Here is a 24,855-nt window from a genome sequence, read left to right as displayed (position 1 = left end):
GTCATTCCAGCGCCGCCAGGCGCTCGGCGGTCTCCTGCGGTGTCGGCGTGTCCGGGACGACGCTGTCCTCGGGCAGTCGCGCCCACTCGGCCCGCGCCGCGCGGTACGCCTCGCGGGCGGCGCGGGGCCGGGTGGCCGCCTCATAGGACATACCCCGCCAGTGGTGCGCCTGCGCGCGCGTACGGACGCATTCCTGGCGGCGCCGCTCGGTACCGGCCGTCGCCTCCGCCTCGCGGGCGGCCTGCGCGGCGTCGCGGAAGGCGTCGACGGCGAGGTCGAGGCGGGCGGGGCGCAGCAGGCTGCGGTACGCCTCGTACTGGACCTGCCCGAGGTCGAGAAGGCAGTGCGCGGCGAGCAGCGGGTCGTCGGCCTCGTCGGCGGCGAGCCCGAAGAGGTGTTCGGCCTCGCGCAGGTCGACGCGGTCGCCCCGGGAGCGGTAGCGCAGCATCAGGGCGCGGCCCAGGAGCAGGAGCCGGTGGGCGAGGCGGGTGCTGCCGGCCGAGGTCTCCATGCGGCAGTCGCGCAGGACACGGATGGCCCGCGAGAGCACGTACCGGTCACCGGCCGCGGCGAGCCTGAGCAGCGCCTCGCCCCACTCGGCGAGGACGTCGGCGTGCGCGGGCGAGTCGCGGGGCACGCGCTGCGCGGCCCGGTCGAAGTGCCCGGCGGCGCGCTCCAGATCGGCGGCGAGCCCCGACTCGCCGTACCGGGCGACGGCGACCCGTCCGGCGCGTACGGCGAGCGCGGCGCGCTGCGCCTGTTCGCGGACGACGGCGAGCGCCTCGTCGACGCGGCCCTGTACGTCGTCCAGTGGGCCGCCCGCGCCGAGCAGTGCGTCGATGAGGTCCAGGAGGATCCGTACGCGGGCGCGGATCTCGTCCGGGGTGTCGGGCTCGGGGCTGGTCTCCAGGGCGGCGGTCAGCGAGCGGGCGGACTGTTCGGCGTAGCGGCGGGCCTGGTCGGGGTCGGCGGTGGCGCCGGACAGCAGGAGGAGGACGCGGCCGTGCACGAGGGGGAGTTCGGGCGGGCGGGTGCGCCGGTCGGGCCAGACGTCGGCGAACGCCTCCAGCATGCCGACGGAGACCTGGAGGAGGGCGCTGTCCCCGCCGAGCCGCCACTGCTCCTCCAGGGCGCGCACGCGCTCCAGGGTGAGCTTGAGGGCCTCGCTCTCGCCGAGGCCGGGCGCGGCGCAGGCGACGGCGTACTCGCGGTCGGCGCGGGAGAGCAGGTCGAGGGCGCCGGCCAGGTCGCCGCGCCGTCTGCGGTCCCCGGCACAGGCGTGCAACACCCGGGCGAGGACGGCGCGTTCGTGCAGGGCGCGGGGGTGTGCGACGGCGCGTTCGGCGGCGGCCTCGGCCTGGCGCAGGAGGTCGTCGCCGCCCTGCACCTCCCACAGGCGCAGCGTGCAGTGTGCGTACTCGGCCCACAACTCGGGGTCGGTGGCGGCCTGTTCGTCGCGCTCGGTGGCGCCGCGCAGCAACTGGACGGCGTCGATGGCGTCCTGGATCATGCCCTCGCGGTCGAAGCGTCCGATGAGCGTGCGGGCGCGCACCACGACCGGGTGGGTCCGGCGCTCAACTACCGCTCCGATTCCGGGTTGTTCGTAGTGCGGGGGCAGCGGCATGAACCGCCTGAGCACCCGCGCGGCGACCTCGGCGAACGGCTGCGGCACGGGCGGGGCGGCGCTGTCGTCGTCGCCGGGCGCGTACGGCCGTCCCGCGCCGCCGTCGCCCAACTGGGCCAGCGCGAGGGCCGGGAAGTTGGGGCCGCCCTTGCCGAAACGCTGCTCGATGTACTCCGAGGTGTGCTTGAGGACGAGCATCGCCTCGTCGCGCCCCAGCCTCGACAGGAGGGCGTCGCGGACGTCCGGCTCGATCTCGTACCACTGGGCGCCGTCTCCGTCGAGATCCTCGCCGGCCCTGCCGACCAGGCCGCCCACCAGGACCTCGGCGAGTTCGGCGGGGCCTGAGCCGGGGAGCATCGTGCGCTGCACGAGCTGCATCACCGGCAGGCACAGGGGGGCCGCGGCGAGGTACACGGCGAGGCGTCCGGCGGTCGGCGAGGCGCTCGCGCTGAACCGGCTGACCCGCTCCAGCGCCGTACGCCGCCGGTCCGCGCGGGCGGGCGGGGCGGGCTGCTGGTCGGCGCGGACCCAGCCGACCGCGCCGGGTACGGGGCCCGAGCCGGCGCCCGACAGGAGGCGCGCCCAGGCGCCGAGCGCGACCGGCTCGGGCGGCAGCACCGGTACGGGCAGCGCGCCCGGCTTGCGGACCTCGCCGGCCGTCCGTACGCGCAGGGCGCCGCCGAAGGTCTCCGCGCGGCTCAACTCGCCGAAGGTGACCGGGAGTCGGGTGCGGGCCCACATGCGCTGCGGGAGGGGTTGCAGGACGGCCACCGGGCCCTGTCCGGAGAGGTGGTGGAGCAGGCGGTGCGCCCGGCCGCTGTGCCACAGGGGGCCCGCGCAGTCGCTCACCAGGATCACGATCCTGCGGCCCGTCGGGTCGCTCAGCCGTTCCGCCGAGTTCAGCGGCGCGGCCTGTGCCTCGGGGCTGCGGCTCACCGTCGGCTCGCCGTCGGGGCCCTGGTGCAGGAAGCTCACCTGGATGTCCGAGAACGCGCCCAACTGGCCGAAGACCTGCTCCAGTTCCTCGAACATGCGGTGCCAGACACGCATCGACGAGGACGCGTCCAGGACCAGTTGCAGCCGCGCGTCCCTGCGGGTCACCGCCCGGTACACGGGGAGGATCAACCCGCCTGCCTGCGCGCTGAGTTCGGCGGTCGCGGCTTCGTCGAGGGCCGTCTTCAGCGGCGGCGCCGGGCTCCGGTACCCCTGCAACCTGCGCAGGGCGCGCTGGAGTTCGAGGGGGGCGGGGAGAACAGGGGCAGCGGGAACACCGATGTCGAGCGCACCGGCACGGGCCTTGGACGCGTTGCGGGGCAGGGGGTAGAGGCTGACCTGACCGTCCAACACCGGACGCTTGGGGGGCCGTTGAACCTCGGCGGCGGCGAGGGCGGGCGGATCGGCAGGGGCGGGCCCGGCCGCCAACTCCCCCATCGGGCCGGGTCCTTCGGGCACGGCCCCCTCGGGGGCGTCCTGCGCCGCGGGGCGCCGCGTGAAGCGGGCCAGCCAGAGGGCGTCGCTCAACTGGCGCTGGTCGGGGTCCAGTCCGGCGGCGCGGAGGCGGGTGATGAGCTCGGTTAGGGGGTCGAAGGCGGGGGTGTGGTGGGCGGGGGTGTCGTCGGGCGTGCGGGCTGATGCCGTGGGCTCGTCGCCGGGGAGGGGGCCGGGCGGGGCGGCGGGGGCGGGCTCGGGCGACTCGGCGGCATCTGGACCGGGCCGGGTGGTGGCGGGGGTGGGCTCGGGCGGAGTGGCGTCGGCGGCAGAGGCCGCAGCGGGCTCGGGCGGGGCCGCGCCGGGGACGGTGGCAGGCTCGGGCGGGGCGGCGTCGGGGGCGGGTGTCGCTCCCACGCCTGCGCCTGCGGTGAGGTCGTCGCCGCTTGCTCGTCCGGGCTCAGGTGCGCCGTCGGGGGTGGAGCGGGGCGTGTCGGGGTGAGGGGTGTCGTCCGGGCCGTGGCGGGGGGTCGCTTCGGGCATCGGGGGTCACCTCGGGCGGTCGAGGCGTTGGATGAGGAGGTCGGCCAGGCGGTCGCGGCTCGGTGGGGCCGCGGCGTCCGTGAGGTAGATCGCGTTCAACAGCTGGTCGGCGGCGAGGAGTTCGCTGCGGGAGCGCTCCAGGAAGTGGGTGATCAGGTCGTCGCCCGAGCGCGCGGCCTCGTCGCCGAGGTGGGCGCGGACGAAGTTCGCGAGCCGGTTGTGGTCGGGGCGGCCCAGCTCCAGGTGGATGCAGCGGCGCATCAGGGGGGCCGGGAAGTCGCGTTCACCGTTGCTGGTGAGGACGACGAAGGGGAACGCCCGGCACCGTACCCGCCCGTCCTTGACGCGGACCTTCACCCCGTCCGCCGTGAGTACCTCCGCCTCCCCGTCCGGCAGCCGGTCGGCGATCCGCTCCAGCTCCGGTATCGCGAACTCCCCTTCCTCCAGGACGTTCAGGAGGTCGTTCGGCAGGTCGATGTCGCTCTTGTCCAGCTCGTCGATGAGCAGCACGCGCGGCGTGGCGGACGGCAGCAGCGCCGTACCGAGCGGCCCGAGCCGGATGTAGCTCCCGATCCCCTCGACGGCCCCCGGCGACCCCGCCGCCTTCCCGAAGCCCCCCTGCGCGGCGATCTGGACGTCCTGGAGGCGCGCGATGGCGTCGTAGTGGTACAGCCCGTCCTGGAGGGCGGAGCGGCTGACGATGGACCAGCGCAGGACGTTGCCGAGACCGAGTTCGTACGCGACCGAGTGCGCGAGCGTGCTCTTGCCCGCGCCGGGACTGCCGGTGACCAGCAGCGGGCGGCGCAGGTACAGCGCCGCGTTGATCATCTCCAGCTCCTCCGCGCCGGGCCGGTGCAGCTCGGCAAGGTGCCGGTGCGCCCCGAGCCGCCGGTCCTCCGACCCCTCGCCCGGCGTGTCCCGCCCCGCGAAGTCCCGCCAGGGCGGCGGCGCGGGCAGCCGCTCGACGCCGTCGTGCGGTTCCCCCGCGCCCCGGTAGATGAGCCACTCACTGGATTCCGTCATGATCCGGTCCTCGTCACTCGTCCACTCCCCGGGCGGCCGTGCTCACGGTATCGATGCGGGCGGACAGCTGGTAAGAGCCTGTGCCGTATCACGGCGCCTCCAGCAACTCGCCCGTCCCCGGCAGGGGTTGGGTCGGGTCGTCGTACAGCAGGGCCACGCCGGCCGCCCAGAACGTCTCGCCGCGGCCCTCGCCCAACCGCACCCTGAGGTCGTGGACGGCCTCGGGCAGGCGCGCCGCGCTCGGCGGGCGGGCGATCTCGTCGACGCTGCCCCGGTGGAACTCCCCGCACACCGTGTCCGGGCGGGCCCTCCCGCGCCGCCACAGGGCGACGCCGTACCCGCCGTGCACGATCCGCGCGAGCGCCGCCGCGTCGTCCTCGTACCGGTGGTCGCCGTACCGGCACAGTACGGGGACCGTGCCGTACGCGAGCGAGCGCAGCTTCTCCACCGTCGGGACGGGTACCCGCAACCCGTCGTCGCAGTCCAGGAGTTCGGCCTGCGCGCGGTGCGCGTGCAGCCAGCGCCAGCGCGCGCCGCGCTCCTCCTGCGCGTCGAACCACTCCCCTTCCATGGCCTCCATCGCCTCCATGTCGTCGACGAGCTGCTCCCGGTCGGCGACCCGCACGACCACGGGCCGCGCCACCCCGAGCGGCTCCTCCTCCGGCACCGGCCGCCACGCGTCCACGTCCAGCCCCAACAGCACATGCGGCACGGCCACTTGCAGCACCGCCGGCCGCCCGGGCTCGTCACACCGCCGGAACGCCTCCGCGAGAGTCCCCGCGATCCGCCCCGGCAACTCCACGATCCGCGCCCGCTCCTCCCCCGGCAACGGATCGGCCCCACCGTCCGCGTGCAGCACCGAGACCGTCCAGTCGCAGCGGTCGGGCTCCCAGGGGCGGGGGAGGATTTCGAGGAGGACGGCGGGGCGGGGGCGAGCCTGCTGCGCGCGGGAGGGCTGGACGGGGATTCCGGGGACAGGGGCCGGGGTGCCGTTGGGGTGCGGTGGGGCGGGGGTGGTCAGGGGGGCGACGGTTCCGTACGGGGTGTCCGCACCGGGCGGTGAGACCGTACCGACGGCTTCGTACGCGGTGTCCGCACCGGACGACGAGACCGTACCGACGCCGGACGCGTCGTGCGCGGTCTCGGTGCCGGCCGGGGTGTCCGTTCCGGGGCCCGGTCCGAACGCGGTCCCGAACCCCCCTCCCGTGCCCGTCCGCGTGTCCATGGCGGGCCTCGGTGTACCCCCCTGGCCGTTCTCGCGCACGCGGCGTTCGCGGTGGCGCAGGCGGTCGATGTGCTGTTCCGCGAGGCCCGCGCGGTAGCGGCCGGGGAGGCGGCCCGCGGACTGCCAGATCCAGGACCAGAGGGATTCCTCGGCATCGGGGGTGGTCGCGGAGGTGAAGGGGCGGTCGGCGGCCAGGACGCGCATCGCGTAGTCGAGGACGAGTTCGAGGGCGCCGTCGTCGCGCGCGCTCTCGTACAGCGTGCCCAGCCCGTCGCGCCAGCCGCGCGGCGCGGGCAGCGGCGGCGGGCCCTGGAGGTCCGGCAGGGAGTCCAGGATGTCGAGCAGCGCGCGCGTGCTCGCGGGCGGCGGGAGGTCGGCGAGCCGGCCCAGCAGCTGTACGCGCTCGTCGGGGCTGAGCGTACGGCCCGGCCGCGCGCCGAGGCTGCCCTGGACGTCCGTCCAGGTCTGCGCGCGCGCAGAGGGATGCCGCTGGCGGTCCCGGTGGTAGCGGTCGTGCGCGTGGAACACCGCCTGGTACAGGTCGTCGTGCTCGGCGGTGATCTCCCCGGCAGGTACCCGCAGCGTGCGCAGTTGCTCGATGCCGGTGGAAGTGCCGCCCGGACGGTGGTCCGAGCGCGCCTTGAGCACGCCGATGACCTCCCCGCGCGCGAGGTCGATCACCGGCCCGCCCGACACCCCGTACGGCAGGTCGTTGTCGCCGAGCCGCATCTGTACGTCGGAGTTCCAGCCGCCGATCGTGCCCTGGACGGAGAGCGTGCCGTCGAGGACCTGGAGGCGTCCCTCGCTGACGGTCCAGCCCGCGTACAGCACCCGGCCCTCGCCGAAGTAGGCGGCGGGGCGTTCGGAGACGTACACGCACTCGTGGTCGTCGACCGGTTCGGCGAGCTGTACGAGCGCGAGGTCGGGGGCGGGCCAGTTACCGGACGCGGGCATCCGCGCGGGCCGCTCGGGCACGGTCGCGGCGACCCGCCCGCGTACCGCGCGAGCCTCCGTGCCGGGCGAGCTCCGACAGACCACCACGACCTCGCCCCCCTCCCCGGCGCCGACGACATGTGCGCAGGTCAGCACCCAGTTGGGTGCGACGAAGAACCCGCTTCCCAGAAAACTGTCGACCTCATCGATCTCATACCCGCCCCCACCGCGGTGAATGCGCACGGTAGCCGCGACAACGAGTCCACGCAGTGCACGCCGGGCGGCATCCCCACCGTCCGACGCGCCCCCGACGCGCCCCCCGTTCACAGCCACCCCCGACCACGCCGACCCCCACCGCCCCCATGCCCCGACGCGCCGCCCGATGCGACGCCCTCCGGGGGTGAGAGGGGGAGAACGGGGGCATCGTGCGGGCGGGGGGAACGGGCTGCGGCTTGCGGGGAGGGGGGTGCGGCGGGTGCGGGAAGGGACGCCGGAGGGGCGGGGGAGGGAGCCGGGGAAAGCGGCTCGGAAGGGACACCGGCGACGTGTCTCGCGGCGCCGGGAAACACGGGAGTGCGGGTGACGTCCGCCGCAGAGCGACCGGACAGCGCGGGCACAGCCCTCGGAGCGCCACACGGCTCGGGCGGGAACCCTGGAGCAGCACGCCCACCACGCACCAGCTCCAACACGGCGGCCCCCCTCACGCGCCCGACGGGACGCTCACTGAGAACGGACGCGGAAGCAGCACCACCGGTTACCGGTACGGAAGACAGGTCCCGCACCGATGCGCACGGCACACCACCTGCTGGCACGCGCTCCCCGGACACGGCCGACCTACTGCTCACCGACGCCGAAAGAGCACCACGCACCGAAGCGAAGGAAACTCCCCCCGCTCCCGCCGAGGCGCAGGGCGCACCGCCCGTCCGCTCCTGGCGCATGCCCCCTGCCTGCTCCCCAAGCTCCCCGCCCACCGCTCCCGCAGCAGCGCCGCCCGCCCGCGCACGCGGGGCGTCGCCCGGGCTGCCGTTCGTCGGTGAGGTGGTGTCGCCCGGGGCGGGGCGGGGAGTGCCCGGCGGTGTGGGCGGTGCGTCGTCCCCGGGCCGCGTTCCCGGAGGGTCGGCGGCGGGAGTCGTCTGGTCCGGGGGCCCACCCGCGCCCCACGTCAGCGTCACCGTGATCGCCGCCTTCGCCTCCCCGTCCGCCAGCAGCCCGACCACCTTGCCCGCCTTGGCCGTGAGTTCGATGCCGAACTCGATGCTGGCCTCGTCGGGGCGGACCGCGCGGAGTGGGCCCGCGAGGGAGTGGGCGACGCCGGTGATGAGGGAGTGGAGGCTCTCGACGCCGGCTTCGACGCGTTCGGTGAAGCCCGTGTCGCTGTACGACAGTTGGCCCGGTGGCGCGGAGGGGGCGCGCAGTTCCCCCGGACCGGAGATCCGCGCCCACACGGGCGTGCCGTCCGGCAGCGCCACGCGTGCGACGCGCGTCACATCCTGTCCCGCCCGCTCGGTCTCCTGGCTCATGGCGCTCCCCCCGCTGCCGTGTTCCCCCTGCTGCCGCCCGCCCGACGCCAGGACCGGCGGCCTATCCTTGCCCTGTGCCCCCACGGCCCCCTCGCGGGCCGCACGTGGGAAACAAGCTCATTCCCCCGGTGGCACTTCCCAACCCCGACGACCCACCCACGGAGCACGATCCATGTACTTCACCGACCGCGGCATCGAGGAACTGGAGAAGCGGCGCGGTGAGGAGGAGGTCACCTTCGAGTGGCTGGCCGAACAGCTCCGCACCTTCGTCGATCTCAACCCGGACTTCGAGGTACCGGTGGAACGTCTCGCGACCTGGCTGGCCCGTCTGGACGACGAGGACGACGAGTAGACGAACCCGCCCGGTTCCCCTCGTAACGACCGGCACCGCCCGCCGGTTCCCGTCAGGCCCGGGGTCGCCCCACGTCGTGCACCAGCCCCAGCACCCCGTGCCCGAGCAGCAGTGCCCCGGCAGCGGTCCAGCCCGCGCTGCGGCGCCGTACGCCCCAGAGGGTGAGCGGCAGGCCGAGGCCGACCTGGGCGACGGCCAGCGCACGCGCGCGGGGGCTGCCGGTCCAGGGCAGCCAGGGCCCGAGGGGGCTGCGCTCGACGGCGTCGATCTCCGCGCGCACGGTCTCCCGCCACCCGCCCCACTCGACGCGCTGGACGTCGCCCCGGTCGAGGGCGGCACGGCGCAGCCGGTCGGCGCTCTCGCCGGGGACGATCCCGGCGGGCAGCGCGACGCCCGCGCGCGTGAGGACGGCGAGCAGCCCGCGCAGGCGCCCGCGCGCGTCGGCGGCGGGGTCGGCCCGGGTCAGCTCTTCGAGGGACTGCATGTCGAAGACGGGGTCGAGCCCGAGCCGCGAGGCGAACGTCCGCATCGCCTCGTCCTCCCCCGCGGGCGTGCCGTCCGCGAGCCAGTCGTAGCCGACGGGCCGCCGGAACCCGGAGGCGAGCGCGCAGCCGGAGCGGTCGGCGTCCCACCACAGCGCGAGGACGGGCCAGGGCGCGCCGATGGCGAGGGCGGCGGCCCAGCCGGTGAGGACCCGGTCGACGGGTTCGCCGCCGTCCTGCCAGGGCGTGCCCTCGGGCACGAGCACGCTCCACTCGGCCCCGGCGCGCATCAGCAGCATGCGTTCGCGCAGCAGGTGCGCGGCGGGGGCGACGGCGTCGGGTTCGGCCCGGCAGAGCAGCAGCGCGCCGGGCTGTTCGGTCGGCGACATGCTCACACCGTAGGACAATTCGTCACCTTTGGGCGGGGGGAGTCACCGGAAAGAGTGTCTCGATATGTCTTGACTCCACGGGAGCGCGATATATCGTGAAGGGTAGAAGACGCGATATGGCGTGTCGTCGAGGAGGAGGGTCAGCGTCATGCCCGAGTGGTCTGTGTCCGAACTGAAGAAGTTCTCCTTCGACGAACCGGTGCGGGAGTTGAGCGTCCGGCTGGTCTCCGGAGCGGTGAACGTCGTGGGCACCGACGAAGGTTCCCCCCGTCTGGAGGTCTCCGCGATCGAGGGCCCGCCCCTGATCGTGACGCACCGGGACGGCGTCCTGACGGTGACGTACGAGGATCTGCCCTGGAAGGGCTTCCTCAAGTGGTTCGACCGCAAGGGCTGGCGTCGGCACGCGGTGGTGACCCTGGCGGTGCCGACGGACACGCGGGTCGCGGTGGGCGTGGTGAGCGCGGCGGCGGTGGTCTCCGGCATCGACGGCCGCGCGAGCGTGCAGGGCGTCACCGGGGACATCACGCTGGTGGGCCTCTCGGGGCCGGTCCGCGCGGAGACGGTCTCCGGCGGCGTGGAGGCCCAGGCGCTCACCGGCGACCTGCGCTTCAACTCGGTCTCCGGGGATCTGACGGTCGTGGAGGCGGGCTCCTCCGTCAAGGCGGACTCGGTGAGCGGCTCGATGATCGTCGACCTGGACCCGACGGCGGGCCCCACGGACGTCTCCCTGACGAACGTCTCGGGCGAGATCGCCATCCGCCTCCCCCACCCGGCCGACGCGACGGTCGAGGCCAACACCACCAGCGGCAAGGTCTCCAACGCCTTCGAGGACCTCCGCGTCAGCGGCCAGTGGGGCGCCAAACGCATCACCGGCCGCCTGGGCAACGGCAACGGCCGCCTCAAGGCGACAACGGTCTCCGGCTCGATCGCCCTCCTGCGCAGGCCGCCCACGGAGGACGGCGCATGGCCGCAGGGTCCTGCGGGGGCGAACGGGACGAACGGTACGGGCACAGCGGAGACGGACAGGACGAAGGGCACCGGCACAGCGGAGACGGACGGGACGAAGGGCACCGGCACATGGAAGCCCCAGGACGCCCCGGACACCCCCGACCCCCAGGGCCTCCAGGACCTCCAGAACACCCCGACCTCCCCCGACCCCCGGGACCCGAGGGATGCCGCCGACCTCCAGGACACACCGGACCTCCGAGACGCCGGTGACCCCTCGGACCCGTCGGACGCTCGGGACACCCGGAACCCGCAGACCCCGTCAGATCCCCAAGACGCCAGCGCCCCCTCAGACCTCGTAGACCCGGCTGACACCCACGCCCCCTCGGACCTCGTAGACCCGGCGGATCCAGCTAGCGCCCACGATCCCTCTGACCCCGTGGACCTGGCGGACCCGGCGGATCCGGCCGACGCCCTCGACGCCTCCGACCCCGTGGACCCGATGGACCCGGCTGATGCCCGCGCCCTCTTCGATCCGACAGACCCGGCGGACCCCCGAAACGCCCGGACCCCTTCCACCCCCATAGACCCGACAGACCCGGCGGACCCGACAGACCCACGAGATGCTCGGGACCCTTCCACCCCCGTAGACCCGGCGGACCCGGCAGACCTGGCGGACCCGCGAGCCACCCCGGCCACCCCAGCCACCCCAGCCACCCCAGCCACCCCAGCCACCCCAGCCACCCCAGCCACCCCAGCCACCCCAGCCACCGCCAACTCCCCCTCGACCCCCCAGAGTTCCCCGGCCACCCCCACCGACCCCGCCCCCTCCCCCACCGGCGACACCCCCGGCGGCCCGACCGACAAGAAGGTGCTCTGACATGCCCCCCGTCTTCGCCCACGGCCGCCTGCGCCTCTACCTGCTCAAGCTGCTGGACGAGGCCCCGCGCCACGGCTACGAAGTGATCCGCCTCCTGGAGGAACGCTTCCAGGGCCTGTACGCCCCTTCCGCCGGCACGGTCTACCCCCGCCTCGCCAAGCTGGAGGCCGAGGGACTGGTCACCCACACCACCGAGGGCGGTCGCAAGGTGTACGCGATCACCGACGCCGGCCGCGCCGAACTCGCCGACCGCAGCGGCGAACTCGCCGACCTGGAGCTGGAGATCCGCGAGTCGGTCGCCGAGCTGGCGGCGGAGATCCGGGCGGACGTCCGGGGCGCGGCCGGCGACCTCCGCCGGGAGATGCGCGCGGCGGCGACACAGGCCCGCGAGGGCACCGACGGCGGCGCCTTCCACGCCAAGGGCGGCGAGGACGACGAGTCGTGGCAGGCGGCGAAGGAGGAGATGCGCCGCGTCAAGCAGGGCTGGAAGGACCAGGCCCGCCGCGCGAAGGACGAGAGCCGCCGCGCCCGCGAGGAGGCCCAGCGCGCCCGCCGCCTGGCCAAGGAGGCGCAGGACCACGCCCGCGCGCAGGCCCAGGAGGAGGTGCAGCGCATCGCCCGCCGGGTCCAGGAGCAGGTGCAGGACCACTTCTCCCGGGGCGACTGGCCGACCGGCGTCCGCGAGGGCCTGACCGAACTGGCCAAGGAGTTCGGCGATTTCGGCAAGGACTTCGGGAAGGGCTTCGGCAAGGACCTGGGCTTCACGTTCGACGCGGGCACACCCTCCCGGGAGGGCACTGCCACCTCGGACCACCACACCACCGCCGAGGACGTCCCGTTCGAGTACGAGCCCTCCTGGACCCACGAACCCCCCACCGACAACCCCGCCCGCGACCTCGACCGCCTCCTCGACCGCTTCCGCGACGACATCCGCGACGCGGCCCGCGACCACGGCGTCACGCCGGACCAACTCCGGGAGACCCGCCACCACTTGTCCACGGCGGCGGCCCACATCGAGGCAGTCCTGAGGCAGCCGAAGGCATGAAAGAAGGGGCCCGCGAACGCAGCGGGCCCCCTCACCCCGCCCGCAACTCACCCCCGCCGTACAACACCCGGGTCACCGCCTCATAAGTAACCCCCTGATCCGCCAGCACCTCCCCCGCCACCCCCGGCAGAACAGTCACCGCCAACAAGATGTGCTCGTCCCCGATATGCCGGTCCCGATGAGCGACAGCGATACGCAGCGACCGTTCCAGCACATCCTTCGCCTCCCGCCCGAAGGACCGCCGCCCGCTCCACCACCCCTTGTCCCGTACGTCCCCGGACAGCGCCCCCACACCGTGCGCCTCCTCCACCCGCGCCACGATCTCGGTGACGTCGATCCCGAGTCCGGCGAGCGCGTCGGACTCGGCGCGGGAGAGGCCGGCCCGGCGGCGGGCGTCGGCGAGTTCCTCCCGTACGGAGTCGCGCCAGCGGTCGGCGCCGAGTGAGGCGAGGGCGAAGGACGCGCGGCTGCCCTCCCGTTCGAGGAGCGCGAGGAGCAGGTGCTCGACGGCGACGGTCCGCGCGCCGGACTCCTCGCACCGGTCGACGGCGCCGCGCACCACGTCACGGGCGTCCTGGGTGAAGCGTTCGAACATCACTGCCTCCCGTATTTCTTGTGCACGGCCTGCCTGCTCACGCCGAGTTCCGTGGCGATCTCCTGCCACGACCACCCCTGCACCCGCGCGCTGCGCACCTGCACGGCTTCCAGTTGCTCCAGCAGCCTGCGCAGGGCGACGACGGCGCGCAGTCCGACCCTGGGGTCACGATCCCCGGCCCGCGCCGCGAGATCCGTAGCTTCGGTCATGCGTGTCAACTTACATTGACACCGCACGGCCGTCAACCAAAGTTGACATCACCGGCACGAAAAATGGGCGGGCCCACCCGGACCCGCCCCTCAACGACCCGTCACCCCCGAGTCAGCACGATCTTCCCGAACTGCTCCCCCGACTCCAGCCGCTCGAACCCCTCCCGCGCGCGGTCCAGCGGCAACTCCTCGTCGATCACCGGCCGTACGCCCGTGGCGGCGCAGAAGGAGAGCAGGTCCTCCAGCTCGTCCTTGGTCCCCATCGTCGACCCCACGACCTTCAGCTCCAGGAAGAAGATCCGGGTCAGTTCGGCGTGCGAGGGCCGGTCCCCGCTGGTGGCCCCCGAGATGACGAGCGTCCCGCCGGGCCGCAGCGACTTGACGGAGTGCGACCAGGTCGCGGCCCCCACGGTCTCGATCACGGCGTCGACCCGCTGCGGCAGCCGCGCACCGGGCTCGACGGCTTCGACGGCCCCCAGCTCGACGGCCCGCTTGCGCTTGGCCTCGTCCCGGCTGGTGGCGAACACCCGCAGCCCGGCCGCCTTCCCGAGCACGATCGCCGCGGTCGCGACCCCGCCCCCGGCCCCCTGCACGAGCACCGAATCCCCGGGCCGAACCCCGGCGTTGGTGAACAGCATCCGATAGGCGGTGAGCCAGGCGGTGGGCAGACAAGCGGCCTCGGCGAAGGACAGCTCCTTGGGCTTGGGCAGCAAGTTCCAGGTAGGCACGGCGACTTGCTCGGCGAACGTCCCCTGATACCGCTCGGTGAGAATCGACCGAGGCTCCCGGGGCCCGACCCCGTGCCCGGTCTGCCCGATGACGGAGTGCAGAACGACTTCGTTCCCGTCCGCATCGACCCCGGCGGCATCACACCCCAGAATCATCGGCAACTTGTCCTCCCCCAGCCCGACCCCCCGCAGGGACCAGAGGTCGTGATGATTGAGCGAGGCGGCCCGCACATCGACAACACTCCACCCGGCCGGCGCCACAGGAGCCGGCCGCTCCCCCAACTCCAGCCCGTTGAGCGGCTGATCACGATCGATGCGGGCGGCGTAGGCAGCAAACATGGGTTAGACGATAGGGAGAAAAAGAGGGGAACAACACGCCCCGGCGATGTGACACACACCTACTTGCAAACGAAGGTGAGCATCATCGCCCCCCCAAGGGGCGCGGGGAACTGCGCGACCAGCCACAACGAACCCGCACCCGGAACTCAACAGAACCCACCACAACGAACCCCGCCCGGCCCACCCCCTGGCAGGCCCCGCGGGAAAGCAATGGCCCCGCCAATCAGACGGGGCCATCACAACTCACCTGCGAGCAACACCCTCCGCCCGAGCCGCAGCCGCAACAGCCGCCGTAACCGCCGGCGCAACCCGCTCATCGAACGGCGACGGAATCACATAGTCAGCAGCGAGGTCATCCCCGACAACCCCCGCCAACGCCTCAGCCGCAGCGATCTTCATCCCCTCGGTGATCCGAGAAGCCCGCACCTGAAGCGCCCCCGCAAAGATCCCCGGAAACGCCAGCACATTGTTGATCTGGTTGGGGAAGTCGGACCGCCCCGTAGCCACAACAGCCGCGTACTTGTGCGCAACCTCGGGATGAACCTCGGGATCGGGATTGGCCATGGCAAACACGAACGCCCCGGGCGCCATGGAAGCAACGGCGGACTCGGCCACCGTCCCCCCGGACACCCCGACGAACACGTCGGCCCCGGCGAGCGCGTCCTCAAGGGACCCACTCAGCCCAGCCTTGTTGGTGAACCCGGCAAGCTCCCGCTTGACGTCGGTGAGGTCGTCGCGATCGGCGGAGACGACCCCCTTCCGGTCGGCGACGGCGACGTCCCCGATCCCGGCCTCGACGAGCATCTTCGCGATGGCGACGCCAGCGGCCCCGGCGCCGGAGATGACCGCACGCAGCTCACCGATGGAACGCCCGCTCAGCCGAGCGGCGTTCCGCAGCGCGGCCAGCGTGACGACAGCGGTCCCGTGCTGGTCGTCGTGGAAGACGGGAATGTCGAGCGCGTCCTGCAACCGCCGCTCGATCTCGAAGCACCGCGGCGCCGAGATGTCTTCGAGGTTGACGCCCCCGAAGGACGGCGCGAGCCGCACGACGGTCTCGACGATCTCGTCGACGCCCGTGCAGGCCAGCGCGATCGGCACCGCGTCGACGCCGCCGAACTGCTTGAAGAGGATGGCCTTGCCCTCCATCACGGGGAGGGAGGCCTCGGGCCCGATGTCGCCGAGCCCCAGGACGGCCGTACCGTCGGTGACGACGGCGACGACGGACGACTTCCACGTGTAGTCGTCGACGAGTTCCGGATTCTCGGCGATGGCGGTGCACACGCGGGCGACGCCGGGCGTGTAGGCCAGGGACAGGTCGTCCTTGTCACGGATCGGAACGGTGGCCTGAACGGCCATTTTCCCGCCCCGGTGCAGCGCGAAAGCCGGATCGAAGGCGTCGTCCGTGCTGTCGCTGCGAGGATTGACGATCTCCGCTGCCATGTGTCGTACCCCTTACGCGTTCATGTTTGAGGGTGGCCGCCCCTGATTGAGGAGCGGGCGGGACCGCGTACGACCCACGGCGGTGACGCCAGACCAGACCAGTACGCGACGAGCACGCCGCACACGCGCCCTTGAGCCCCGGATGAGGGGTGTAGAACAACCTTTGTACTCGACGGACCGCACCCCGCACGAGTCGGATCCGTGCAAGGTCACATGCCTCGATCTGTCGACGCTCTACATCCCGCTCCGGAGGTCATATCCCAGTGACATGACTCATGCAGTGATATACGGACAAGCTCAAGAACAACTCTTGACAACCTCGAAAACCCAGCCGGTCCGGTTCCACATCCTGAGATACGCAGAAGATCTTCCGGACGGAACGGACCATTCCAGCAGATGATCCGGCCAGGACCGGCCACGGCGGCGCGGACCGACGCTTCTTCCGGACCGCCCGTTATCCGATTTTGACATCGGTTCCCGCGTGCACGGCATGGTCCGAATGGCAAGATGCCGTAATCACACGAGGTCGCGACACTCGAAGGTGTGTGTAGACGCGACCAGGCGCCACCGAACCCATCGGCAGCGCTCACCGTCCTGGAGTACGGCCGACTCCGTCGACCGTGCCCGCACGATCGGCAACTCCATCCATCCGCCGGAGGAACCCACGATGACCGCAAGCACCACCCGCCGTACGACCACCGCGCGCACCCGTCTGGCCGCGGTCGGCTCCCTCGCGGTCGCGGGCGCGCTGATCCTCACCGGGTGCGGTGACCAGACGAAGGACAAGGACAAGGGCGCGGACTCGTCCTCGTCCGACACGTCCGCGTCCGCCCCGCTCGCCGCGAAGCTGCCCGCGGACATCCGCTCCAAGGGCGTCATCAAGGTCGGCTCGGACATCTCGTACGCGCCGGTCGAGTTCAAGGACAGCTCCGGCAAGGTGGTCGGCATCGACCCCGACCTCGCCGACGCGATGGGCAAGCAGCTCGGCGTGAAGTTCGAGTTCGAGAACGGCACGTTCACGTCCCTCGTCACCGGTCTGCGCGCCAAGCGCTACGACCTGGTCATGTCCGCGATGACCGACACCAAGAACCGCCAGAACGGCATCGACGCGGACTCCGGCAAGAAGGTCGGCGAGGGCGTCGACTTCGTCGACTACTTCACGGCCGGCGTCTCGATCTACACCCCCAAGGGCAAGGACCAGGGCATCAAGACCTGGGCCGACCTCTGCGGCAAGAAGATCGTCGTGCAGCGCGGCACGGTCTCCGAGGACCTCGCGAAGTCCGAGACGAAGAAGTGTCCCAAGGGCAAGAGCATCGCCATGGAGTCCTTCGACAGCGACCAGGACGCCCAGACCCGCCTGCGCGCGGGCGGCGCGGACGCGGGCTCGTCCGACTTCCCCGTCGCGGCGTACGCGGTGAAGACGTCCGGCGGCGGCAAGGACTTCCAGCTCGTCGGCGAGCAGGTCGAGGCGGCGCCGTACGGCATCGCGTTCAGCAAGACCGGCACCCAGCTGCGCGACGCGGTCAAGGCCGCGCTGGACGCGATCATCAAGAACGGCGAGTACGCCAAGGTCCTCGCCAAGTGGGGCGTCCCCTCCGGTGCCGTCACCCAGGCCACCGTCAATGCCGGCAAGTGACCCGGAGGAACGGGCGCTGAGAGGCAACACCTGTGACTGTTGACATCGACAAGACGGACGGCGGCCCGGCGGACACCCCGCCGGCCGGCCCCGAGGCCATCAAGGCCATCCCCGTCCGTCACTACGGCCGCTACGTGGCGGCCGTGGTCGCCCTGGTGCTGCTGGGCAGCATCGTCTACGCCTTCTCCCAGGGCAAGATCAACTGGGGGGCGATCCCGGACTACTTCTTCGACGACCGGGTCGTCGAGGGCGTCGGCAAGACGCTGCTCCTGACGGTCCTCTCGATGGCGATCGGCATCGTCGGCGGCATCCTGCTCGCCGTCATGCGGCTCTCCAAGAACCCGGTGACCTCGTCCATCGCGTGGTTCTACATCTGGTTCTTCCGGGGTACGCCGGTCCTGGTGCAGCTCGTCGTCTGGTTCAACCTGGGCCTGGTCTTCGAGTACATCAACCTCGGGCCGATCTACAAGGACTACTGGTCCAGCTTCATGACGCCGCTGCTGACGGCGCTGCTCGGGCTCGGGCTCAACGAGGCCGCGTACATGGCCGAGATCTGCCGCGCGGGCCTCCTCGCGGTGGACGAGGGCCAGACCGAGGCGTCCCACGCGCTCGGCATGAGCCAGTCGAAGACGCTGCGGCGGATCGTCATCCCGCAGGCGATGCGCGTGATCGTGCCGCCGACGGGCAACGAGGTCATCAACATGCTGAAGACGACCTCGCTGGTGTCGGTCGTCCAGTACAGCGAACTGTTCCGGGTCGCCCAGGACATCGGGCAGACCTCCGGCGCACCCGCCGAGATGCTGTTCCTCGCCGCGGCCTGGTACCTGCTGCTCACCTCGGTGTTCAGCGTCGGCCAGTACTACATCGAGCGGTACTACGCGCGCGGCTCCTCGCGCCAGCTCCCGCCGACGCCGCTCCAGAAGATCAAGGTCAACGTACTGGGCCTCGGCCGCCCCAAGGGAGGTGCCGCGTGACCTCCATGGTCAAGTCCGAGGGCGTGCACAAGTCGTACGGCCCCGTCGAGGTCCTCAAGGGCATCGACCTGGAGGTGAAGTCCGGCGAGGTCTTCTGCCTCATCGGCCCCTCCGGCTCCGGCAAGTCCACCTTCCTCCGCTGCATCAACCACCTGGAGAAGATCAACGCCGGCCGCCTGTACGTGGACGGCGAACTCGTCGGCTACCGCCAGAAGGGCGACAAGCTGTACGAGCTGAAGGACAGCGAGGTCGCGCTCAAGCGGCGCGACATCGGCATGGTCTTCCAGCGCTTCAACCTCTTCCCGCACATGACGGCGGTGGAGAACATCATGGAAGCCCCGATCCAGGTCAGAGGCACAGCGAAGTCCCAGGCCAAGGACCGGGCGATGCAACTCCTGGACCGAGTCGGCCTGGCGGACAAGGCAGCCAACTACCCCTCGCAACTCTCAGGCGGCCAGCAACAACGCGTAGCCATCGCCCGGGCTCTGGCAATGGACCCGAAACTGATGCTCTTCGACGAGCCCACTTCGGCCCTGGACCCCGAACTGGTGGGCGACGTCCTGGACGTCATGCGGGACCTGGCGGAATCGGGCATGACGATGGTGGTAGTCACGCACGAAATGGGCTTCGCCAGGGAGGTAGGCGACAGCCTGGTCTTCATGGACGGCGGCGTAGTAGTCGAGTCAGGCAACCCAAGGGACGTCCTCACGGACCCCCAGCACGAACGAACGAAGTCGTTCTTGTCGAAGGTGCTGTAACGAAAAAAAGGGGGGCCGTACACACGTACGGCCCCCACATTTCAGCCCGTCCGGCGTTTGAGGACGAGGCCCTTTCAGGGCCGAACGGGGTCCAGGGGCAGAGCCCCTGGCGGGGTAGTCCAAGGGGCAGCACCCCTTGGGGATGTGGGGGTCCCCCCTGCTCGAAGAGCTTGGGGGAGGGTAGGGGCGGCGGGGGCGAAAAACTAACTCACCGCAACGCCAACAGCAACGTGTCCGAAGGCGAGCACCACACCCCCCGCACCTCCCCGAACCCGGCCCCCCGAAGGACCCCGGCATGCCACTCCACGGACGGCGTGTCCCCCTCCGCATGCTCCCCATAGATCTCGAACCGCCGAGCGGTGGGCCCGGCGAGCACAGGATCGGCGGCGGCAAGCTCCCACCACGAGGCCCAGTCAACGGCGCCGGAGTCCTTCGCGGCACCCTGCCGAGCACCCCGCAGCGCCCGCTCCGCCGCATTGATCCGAGGAGTCGACTCATCGACCATGTGATCGGCGTTGAGAAACACCCCACCCTCGGGAAGCAGCCCGGCAAGCTGCCCGTACAGCGCCTCCAGGGGCCCCCGCCGAAGCCAGTGCAACGCGGTCGCGGTGAGGACGGCGTCGTACGAGTCATAGGGCAGCAGGGAGACCCACGAGGCATCGTGGAGGTCCGCCTCGACGAGCGTCACCCGCGCATCCCCGTCAAAGGTCCCGTGCGCGATGGCGAGCAGCGCGGGATCGAGGTCGACACCGGTGGACACGGCGTCGGGAAACCGTTCGAGAAGCCGCGCGGTAATGGTCCCGGTCCCGCACGCGAGGTCGAGCACACGCGGCGCCGTACCGGCAAAAGCCTCGACCATGTCGAGCATGACCCGAAACCGCTCCTCCCGGTCCGGCAGGTACCACTCCTGCTGCCGGTCCCAGCTCCGCTGCCACCCGGCCCAGTCGGTGATGTCGACGGTACTCATGAACCCTCCCCGCGTACGTAATACCCTGTAAGGGCAACCGGCCATTACCGACCGAGCCCACGACGACGATAGAACGCCTCCGTAAGGACTACAAGTGGAACTGGCCTATTACTCGGACTACGCCGTACGTCTGGTGAACACCGAGGAACCGGCGCGCAACAAGGACGCGTTGACCTCGGTCGACGCGGTGAGGGACCTGTTCGGCGGCAGCCAGGAGGCGGCGAGGAGGGTCACGGACGCGGACGTGACCCGCTTCAGGTCCGTACGGGCCCGCCTGCGGGCGGTGTTCGACGCGGCGGACGCGAAGGACGAGCCCCTCGCCGTGAACCTGCTGAACTCCCTGCTCCTGGAGTTCCCGGTGAGCCCCCAGATCTCGGGCCACGACTTCCGGGACGACGAGGGCAACCCGCTGTGGCACATGCACCTCGCGGACCACCCGTCGAACGCCACGGCGGGCTACGCGGCGATCGCGGCGATGGGCCTGGCCTTCCACCTCACGGAACACGGCGTGGACCGCCTGGGCCTGTGCGAGGCGGCACCGTGCCGCAACGCGTACCTGGACACGTCGACGAACCGCTCCCGGCGCTACTGCTCGGACCGCTGCGCGACCCGCGCGAACGTGGCGGCCTACCGCGCCCGCAAACGCCTGGAGGCCGACCGGTCGGACAGCACGGGCCGTACGGCGGTGAGCGCCCAGCGCGCGAGCGCGACCGGCGACCGCTGACCGGATTCGACCGCCCGGTACCGGAAGAGGACCTTCCCGAGCACGAGGTCGTCGGGAACGGTCCCGTAGTCCGTGGAGTCGCCGCCGGCGTACGCGTTGTCCCCGAGGACCCACCACCCCCCGTCCCGGCGCTCCACGGCCCGTTTCACGACGAGCAGGTCCTGCTGGAAGGGGTGGCGCAGGACGACGACGTCCCCGGCCCGCACCTTCGCGCCGTACCGCACGACCAGCTGGTCGCCGTGGCGCAGCGTGGGCACCATGGACGGCCCCGTGACCTCGGCGAGTCCGAACGGCGTGGCCGCCCTTCCGCGTTCCACTCCTGCCTCCCGCGACAGCTCCGGCATCGCCGGCACCTCCCCTGGATATGTCCTCCGCGGGTCCAGTGTCACCCCGGACTTTGGTCCTAAGCCCCCGGGGGCGCCCGCGAAAAGCCGTCCCTCAGGGAGTAATCTCCCACTTGAGAAGACGATCACGAGGAAGGAACGCTCCATGCTTTCCCGCCTGTTTGCCCCCAAGGTCAAGGTCAGCGCCCACTGCGACCTGCCCTGCGGCGTGTACGACCCGGCCCAGGCCCGCATCGAGGCGGAGTCGGTGAAGGCCGTGCAGGAGAAGATGGCCGCCAACGACGACCCGCACTTCCAGGCCCGCGCCGTGGTCATCAAGGAGCAGCGCGCCGAGCTCGCGAAGCACCACGTGTCCGTGCTCTGGAGCGACTACTTCAAGCCCCCGCACTTCGAGAAGTACCCGGAGCTGCACGTCCTGGTCAACGACACCCTCAAGGCCCTCTCGGCCGCGAAGGCGTCCACGGACCCGAAGACCGGCGAGAAGGCGCTCGAACTCATCGCCGAGATCGACCGCATCTTCTGGGAGACGAAGAAGGCCTGACCACAGGCTTTCAGCTTTTCCCCGACCGCACCCGGCCGCCTTTCATGGGCGCCGGGTGCGGTCGTTTTTCAGACAGATGCGGCGAGTTCCTCCAGCGGCGCACCGCTCAGCCGGCAGATCCGCCACTCGTCCAGGAACTCCGCGCCGAGGGACTTGTATACGGCAATGGCGGGCTCGTTCCAGTCCAGGACCCACCACTCGAAGCGCTCGTACCCCCGGCTCACGCAGATCGCGGCGAGCGCCGCGAGCAGGGCCTTGCCGTGGCCGCCGCCGCGTGCGGAGGGGCGGATGTAGAGGTCCTCCAGGTGCAGGCCCCGGGTCCCGGTCCAGGTGGAGAAGCGGGGGAACCACAGGGCGTATCCGACGACTCCGCCGGTCCCGTCGTCCTCGGCGATCAATGCGTACGCCGCCGGCTCCGCCCCGAACAGCGCCTCCCGAAGCTGCTCCTCGGTGGCCGTCGCCTGCTCCACCGCCCGTTCGTACTCGGCGAGTTCACGGATCATGGCGCGGATGTCCGCGACGTCGTCCACGGTGGCGTTTCTGATCATGTGCCCGATCATGTGCGGGAGGAGGCCCTCTGTCCATCCGGTTCCCCGCCGGGGACACTGCCGCTGTGCTGACCTCTCTCGCCGCGTTCGCGGGCGCGGCCTTCCTCGTCTCGATGGTTCCCGGCCCGAGCACGATCGTCATCCTGCGCCGCGCGGCCACGGACGGCCGCCGCTACGGCATGGCCACGGTCCTCGGCAACGAGTGCGGCGTCCTGGTCTGGGGCCTCGCCACCGCCTTCGGCCTCTCGGCGCTGCTGCTGGCCTCGCGGCTGGCGTACGACGCGATCCGGATCGCCGGCGCGGTGGTGCTGGTCTGGATGGGCGCCCGGGCCCTGTGGCAGGCCCGCCGCCTCCACGCCGCCCCGGCGCAGGCCCCGCCCGCCGCCTCACCCTCCTTGCGCCGCGCCTTCGTCCAGGGCCTGGTCACGAACCTCGCCAACCCCAAGGCCGGGGTCTTCGCGATCGCCTTCCTCCCCCAGTTCGTCCCCTCCTCGGCCCCCGCGCTCCCCCTGCTCCTCGCGCTGGCGGTGATCTGGGCCGCCATGGACCTCATCTGGTACACCCCCCTCGTCTGGCTCGCCGGCCGCGCGGGAGGCTTCCTCCAACGCCCCCAGATCCGCCGCCGCATGGAACGCCTCTGCGGAACTCTCCTGATCGGCCTGGGAGTTCGCCTGGCGGCGCAGCCCTGAGCAGCCCCGTACGACAACGGCGGCCCGAGCCGAAGCCCGAACCGCCGTACCCCGCAACCCCTCAGTGGAACTGCGGCACGATCAGATAGATCCCGTACGCCACCACAGCCGCGCACGCGAGGAAGCACAGGCCCGCCTGGACCCGGCCGGCGACCGTCGCCGTGCCGTCCGCCGAACCCTCCTCCGGGCCCCGCGCGAGGCCGAGGACGCCGAGGCTGAAGACGACGACCACCGCGACGGTGACGCCGAGGCTGACCACGGCGACCTGGCCGAGGGCACTCCAGTTGAGATGCATCAGGTGTCTCCTAAAGACTCAGGCGGCCGTGCCGACGTGCGCCGGCGCCTCACTGCGCAAGGTGACCTCGTGCGCGTCATTGACGTTGCTCGCGTGAACGGGATTGCGCCGGGACGCGAGGAAGATCCCCCCGGCGACGGCGACGCCGATCAGCGCGACCACCGTCGTACCGAAGTTCCCGCCGTGCTTGACGGCGTACGCGGCGACGGCCCCGACGAGCGCGGCGGCCGGCAGCGTGACCAGCCAGGCGACGACCATCTTGCCCGCGACGCTCCAGCGGACCTCCGCGAGCCGGCGGCCGAGCCCGGCGCCGAGGATGGACCCGGAGGCGACCTGGGTCGTGGAGAGCGCGAACCCGAGGTGTGCGGACGTGAGGATGACGGCCGTGGACGCGGTCTCGGCCGCGAACCCCTGCGGGGACTGGATCTCGGTCAGCCCCTTGCCCATCGTCCGGATGATCCGCCAGCCGCCGAGGTACGTGCCGAGGCCGATCGCGAGGCCCGCGGAGGCGATGACCCAGACCGGCGGTCCGGCGTCGTGCCCGAGCGCGCCCGCGGAGATCAGCGTGAGGGTGATGACGCCCATGGTCTTCTGCGCGTCGTTCGTGCCGTGCGCGAGGGAGACGAGGGAGGCGGAGGCGATCTGCCCGTACCGGAACCCCTTCTCGACCGGCTTCTTCTTGGCCCGCTCGGTGATCCGGTACGCGAGATACGTCGCCCCGAGCGCCGCGACCCCGGCGACGACCGGGGAGGCGACCGCCGGGACGAGCACCTTCTCGACGACCTTGTCGAAGTGCACGCCGTGCTCGCCCGCGCCGACCCACACCGCGCCGATCAGCCCGCCGAACAACGCGTGCGAGGAGCTGGACGGCAGCCCTACCAGCCAGGTCATGAGGTTCCAGAGAATGGCCCCGACCAGCCCGGCGAAGATCATCCCCGGCGTGACGAGCGTGTCGTCCACGATCCCGCCGGAGATCGTCTTCGCGACCTCCGTCGACAGGAACGCGCCGACGACGTTCAGGACGCCGCTGATGAGTACGGCCGTACGCGGTCCGAGCGCGCCCGTCGCGATGGACGTCGCCATCGCGTTGGCCGTGTCGTGAAAACCGTTGGTGAAGTCGAAGGCCAGCGCCGTGACGATGACCACCGCCACCAGGAACGTGATGTGATCCATTCCCCCATGCAAACAAGCGCAGGCCAATCCCGGGCGAACCCCAGGCAAAGCCTCGGCCAGGAGAGTGAACGCGCCGCGTGCCATGCTGGCGGGCATGGTGAGCGTCGAGGATCTTGTGCGACTGCGGCAGGCCCGGGACCGGATGGACCGGGAGTACGCCGAGCCGCTGGACATCGCCGTGCTCGCCGCGACCGCGCTGATGTCGCCGGGGCACTTCCAGCGCAGCTTCCGCGCCGAGTACGGGGAGACGCCGTACGCGTATCTCATGACCCGGCGGGTCGAGCGGGCCAAGGCGTTGCTGCGGCGCGGGGATCTGTCGGTGACCGAGGTGTGCATGGCCGTGGGGTGTACGTCGCTGGGGTCGTTCAGCTCGCGGTTCACGGAGTTGGTGGGGGAGACGCCGAGCGCGTACCGGGCGCGGTCGCACGAGGAGAGCGCGGTGATCCCGCCGTGCGTTGCCCGGACGTACACCAGGCCGAAACGCCGCCGCCGTCCCTAAGCTGACC

23 protein-coding genes and 1 pseudogene are annotated in these 24,855 nt (G+C 71.8%); 10 read left to right on the top strand and 14 right to left on the bottom strand.

From position 1 onward, the window contains the following. Position 1: 1 nt before the first annotated feature. From J8M50_RS32005 to J8M50_RS50215, 4 genes are all read right to left on the bottom strand, one after another. The gene (locus J8M50_RS32005; RefSeq protein ID WP_010353577.1) at positions 2-3,595 is read right to left on the bottom strand and encodes an SAV_2336 N-terminal domain-related protein; all 3,594 of its coding nucleotides are present in this window, start codon (positions 3,593-3,595) and stop codon (positions 2-4) included. A gap of 6 nt (positions 3,596-3,601) precedes the next feature. Then, positions 3,602-4,618: an AAA family ATPase gene (locus tag J8M50_RS32000; RefSeq protein WP_010353578.1), complete on the bottom strand. Its 1,017-nt coding sequence runs from the start codon at positions 4,616-4,618 to the stop codon at positions 3,602-3,604. 88 nt (positions 4,619-4,706) lie between these two features. Then, entirely contained in the window at positions 4,707-7,019 is a 2,313-nt protein-coding gene (locus J8M50_RS31995) for a VMAP-C domain-containing protein (protein ID WP_010353579.1), read from the bottom strand. 80 nt (positions 7,020-7,099) lie between these two features. Further along, positions 7,100-8,296 (bottom strand): CU044_2847 family protein, encoded by a 1,197-nt coding sequence (locus J8M50_RS50215; protein ID WP_372462334.1) that lies wholly within the window; start codon positions 8,294-8,296, stop codon positions 7,100-7,102. A gap of 172 nt (positions 8,297-8,468) precedes the next feature. Here J8M50_RS50215 and J8M50_RS31985 point away from each other — a divergent pair, with 172 nt between their 5' ends. After that, positions 8,469-8,648 carry a DUF6104 family protein gene (locus J8M50_RS31985; protein ID WP_003992906.1) on the top strand — a complete coding sequence of 60 codons (180 nt, stop codon included), beginning with the start codon at positions 8,469-8,471 and terminating at the stop codon, positions 8,646-8,648. Between the two features lie 52 nt (positions 8,649-8,700). Here J8M50_RS31985 and J8M50_RS31980 read toward each other — a convergent pair whose 3' ends face one another. Continuing rightward, positions 8,701-9,519: a hypothetical protein gene (locus J8M50_RS31980; RefSeq protein WP_010353580.1), complete on the bottom strand. Its 819-nt coding sequence runs from the start codon at positions 9,517-9,519 to the stop codon at positions 8,701-8,703. 148 nt (positions 9,520-9,667) lie between these two features. Here J8M50_RS31980 and J8M50_RS31975 point away from each other — a divergent pair. Together J8M50_RS31975 and J8M50_RS31970 are read left to right on the top strand one after the other, a co-directional pair. After that, positions 9,668-10,582, top strand: a pseudogene (locus J8M50_RS31975) (DUF4097 family beta strand repeat-containing protein); the annotation flags it as partial. Between the two features lie 763 nt (positions 10,583-11,345). Beyond that, entirely contained in the window at positions 11,346-12,389 is a 1,044-nt protein-coding gene (locus J8M50_RS31970; RefSeq protein WP_010353584.1) for a PadR family transcriptional regulator, read from the top strand. Between the two features lie 31 nt (positions 12,390-12,420). Here J8M50_RS31970 and J8M50_RS31965 read toward each other — a convergent pair whose 3' ends face one another. The 4 genes from J8M50_RS31965 to J8M50_RS31950 all read right to left on the bottom strand — a co-directional run bounded on the left by J8M50_RS31965 (position 12,421) and on the right by J8M50_RS31950 (position 15,700). Then, a complete protein-coding gene (locus J8M50_RS31965; RefSeq protein WP_010353585.1) occupies positions 12,421-12,984 on the bottom strand; it encodes a Clp protease N-terminal domain-containing protein in 564 nt (187 codons plus the stop codon). Next, positions 12,984-13,193, bottom strand: coding sequence for an RNA polymerase sigma factor sigma-70 region 4 domain-containing protein (locus J8M50_RS31960; RefSeq protein WP_010353586.1), 210 nt, complete (start codon positions 13,191-13,193; stop codon positions 12,984-12,986). Before J8M50_RS31960 ends, J8M50_RS31965 begins: the two co-directional genes overlap by 1 nt. A gap of 101 nt (positions 13,194-13,294) precedes the next feature. After that, a complete protein-coding gene (locus J8M50_RS31955; protein WP_010353587.1) occupies positions 13,295-14,260 on the bottom strand; it encodes a zinc-binding dehydrogenase in 966 nt (321 codons plus the stop codon). Positions 14,261-14,503: 243 nt separating this feature from the next. Continuing rightward, the gene (locus tag J8M50_RS31950; protein WP_010353588.1) at positions 14,504-15,700 is read right to left on the bottom strand and encodes an NAD(P)-dependent malic enzyme; all 1,197 of its coding nucleotides are present in this window, start codon (positions 15,698-15,700) and stop codon (positions 14,504-14,506) included. 667 nt (positions 15,701-16,367) lie between these two features. Here J8M50_RS31950 and J8M50_RS31945 point away from each other — a divergent pair. Genes J8M50_RS31945 through J8M50_RS31935 form a run of 3 tightly spaced genes read left to right on the top strand, consistent with a single transcriptional unit; the run spans position 16,368 to position 19,068 of the window. Next, entirely contained in the window at positions 16,368-17,336 is a 969-nt protein-coding gene (locus tag J8M50_RS31945; RefSeq protein ID WP_010353589.1) for an ABC transporter substrate-binding protein, read from the top strand. Positions 17,337-17,368: 32 nt separating this feature from the next. Beyond that, positions 17,369-18,310, top strand: a complete 942-nt coding sequence (locus J8M50_RS31940) for an amino acid ABC transporter permease (RefSeq protein ID WP_010353590.1) — start codon at positions 17,369-17,371, stop codon at positions 18,308-18,310. Further along, on the top strand, positions 18,307-19,068 hold the full coding sequence (locus J8M50_RS31935; protein WP_029183836.1) for an amino acid ABC transporter ATP-binding protein: 762 nt from the start codon (positions 18,307-18,309) through the stop codon (positions 19,066-19,068). The genes J8M50_RS31940 and J8M50_RS31935 overlap by 4 nt, the downstream gene beginning before the upstream one ends. A 208-nt stretch (positions 19,069-19,276) precedes the next feature. Here the strand turns inward: J8M50_RS31935 and J8M50_RS31930 are convergent, their stop codons facing one another. Beyond that, positions 19,277-20,035 (bottom strand): class I SAM-dependent methyltransferase, encoded by a 759-nt coding sequence (locus tag J8M50_RS31930; protein WP_010353592.1) that lies wholly within the window; start codon positions 20,033-20,035, stop codon positions 19,277-19,279. Between the two features lie 94 nt (positions 20,036-20,129). Between J8M50_RS31930 and J8M50_RS31925 the strand changes: the two genes are divergently transcribed. Next, positions 20,130-20,759, top strand: coding sequence for a CGNR zinc finger domain-containing protein (locus J8M50_RS31925; RefSeq protein ID WP_010353593.1), 630 nt, complete (start codon positions 20,130-20,132; stop codon positions 20,757-20,759). Here J8M50_RS31925 and sodX read toward each other — a convergent pair. Further along, on the bottom strand, positions 20,663-21,103 hold the full coding sequence (gene sodX / locus J8M50_RS31920) for a nickel-type superoxide dismutase maturation protease (RefSeq protein WP_029183837.1): 441 nt from the start codon (positions 21,101-21,103) through the stop codon (positions 20,663-20,665). The genes J8M50_RS31925 and sodX overlap by 97 nt on opposite strands. A 145-nt stretch (positions 21,104-21,248) precedes the next feature. On the opposite strand from sodX, the gene sodN reads away from it, so the two are divergent. After that, positions 21,249-21,644: a superoxide dismutase, Ni gene (gene sodN / locus J8M50_RS31915; RefSeq protein ID WP_010353595.1), complete on the top strand. Its 396-nt coding sequence runs from the start codon at positions 21,249-21,251 to the stop codon at positions 21,642-21,644. Positions 21,645-21,712: 68 nt separating this feature from the next. Here the strand turns inward: sodN and J8M50_RS31910 are convergent, their stop codons facing one another. Then, entirely contained in the window at positions 21,713-22,192 is a 480-nt protein-coding gene (locus J8M50_RS31910) for a GNAT family N-acetyltransferase (protein ID WP_029183838.1), read from the bottom strand. 65 nt (positions 22,193-22,257) lie between these two features. On the opposite strand from J8M50_RS31910, the gene J8M50_RS31905 reads away from it, so the two are divergent. Then, positions 22,258-22,881, top strand: a complete 624-nt coding sequence (locus J8M50_RS31905; RefSeq protein WP_010353597.1) for a LysE family translocator — start codon at positions 22,258-22,260, stop codon at positions 22,879-22,881. A 61-nt stretch (positions 22,882-22,942) separates the two neighbouring features. Here the strand turns inward: J8M50_RS31905 and J8M50_RS31900 are convergent, their stop codons facing one another. Beyond that, complete coding sequence (locus J8M50_RS31900) at positions 22,943-23,176, bottom strand: hypothetical protein (RefSeq protein WP_010353598.1); 234 nt, start codon at positions 23,174-23,176, stop codon at positions 22,943-22,945. An 18-nt stretch (positions 23,177-23,194) separates the two neighbouring features. Further along, positions 23,195-24,349: an inorganic phosphate transporter gene (locus tag J8M50_RS31895; protein ID WP_010353599.1), complete on the bottom strand. Its 1,155-nt coding sequence runs from the start codon at positions 24,347-24,349 to the stop codon at positions 23,195-23,197. A gap of 94 nt (positions 24,350-24,443) precedes the next feature. On the opposite strand from J8M50_RS31895, the gene J8M50_RS31890 reads away from it, so the two are divergent. Then, positions 24,444-24,848 (top strand): helix-turn-helix transcriptional regulator, encoded by a 405-nt coding sequence (locus tag J8M50_RS31890; RefSeq protein ID WP_040836432.1) that lies wholly within the window; start codon positions 24,444-24,446, stop codon positions 24,846-24,848. The last annotated feature ends 7 nt before the right edge of the window (positions 24,849-24,855 follow it).

Source organism: Streptomyces acidiscabies, assembly GCF_020010905.1.
Taxonomy (GTDB): Bacteria; Actinomycetota; Actinomycetes; order Streptomycetales; family Streptomycetaceae; genus Streptomyces; species Streptomyces acidiscabies.
The sequence above is the reverse complement of the archived record's forward strand: the minus strand, read 5'-3'. Positions and strand labels throughout refer to the sequence as shown.